Annotated in this window: 1 protein-coding gene; it reads right to left on the bottom strand. The window is 49.4% G+C overall.

Annotated features, from left to right (window positions below; all coding sequences use genetic code 11):
- Positions 1–357 precede the first annotated feature (357 nt).
- Positions 358–964: transposase (locus tag IX84_RS10725; protein WP_044219980.1), on the bottom strand; the 607-nt coding region annotated here is incomplete at its 5' end.

Below are 964 nucleotides of genomic sequence, written 5' to 3' on the forward strand. Positions count from 1 at the left end.
TTGATAGTCATGCTTGCATAACAACACTCGACGGATTCCTTTTACCCCTTCTGCATCAGGCAGGCAATACCGGACAAGCCGCGCAGCCGGAATCAGAAGTACCGGGTGACGGAGTTGGGGCGGATGGTGCTGGAGCGCATTACTAGCAAACGCTAAAAGGGATTTATCCTTGAAAATCCGAACCTTAAATTCGGATTTTCAAGGATAATATGTGTTTTTAGTATGAGTAACTGACCTTTCGCACGCGAAAGGTTATGATAATTGAAAAAATTAGCAGTATTCAGGGTGCTTGGCACAGCAATCCCACTCAGTGCATGGCACTGAAAAAGCACTCGCATGAACAAGTTAATCAAAGCCTTACCCCAAAAGAGGGGTGGCTAGCCCGTTTGGCGGCCCAATTGCAGGGACATAGGCTTTGAGCCTTTGCACCTCTTGAAAAGCCGCCCTGAGGGCATTGACATAAATTTTGGTTTTTAGGGCAAAGTGGTTGGTCTGCTCTTTTGCAGACAGCAGTTCGAGTTTAGTCCAGGCAATCATGGCAGCAAAAACATGGTTGCACTGGGATGTCTCGTGCTTGGTGGGGGACTTTTCCAGCCCCACGTTTTGTTTGAGCGATTTGTGGAATACCTCCACTCCCCAGCGTGTCCCGTAGGTTGTGCAGATAGCTGGGCCGCTTAGCTCCAGATCGTTGGTGACCAGGTACAAGTCTCCAGTTGAGCCGTCTTGGTTTATAAAGACCTGTTTGACCAGCTGGACTTGGAAGTCCAGCCCTTTAAGGTAAACAGTAATGGCCTGGCCTGCTTGCAGTTCTAGCCCGTCGACTCGGTGGAACTTGCCTTCCAGTTTGTCTTCCATGGTAAGGGCAGCCTTGCGGTTGCTCTTTAAGGCACTGATAAAATGCTTGCCCAGCTCATAGTGCACGAACTCAAAGTTCTCCTTGGCAGCAAACCAAGTGTCCCAGACC

This window comes from Phaeodactylibacter xiamenensis, assembly GCF_000759025.1.
GTDB lineage: Bacteria > Bacteroidota > Bacteroidia > Chitinophagales > Saprospiraceae > Phaeodactylibacter > Phaeodactylibacter xiamenensis.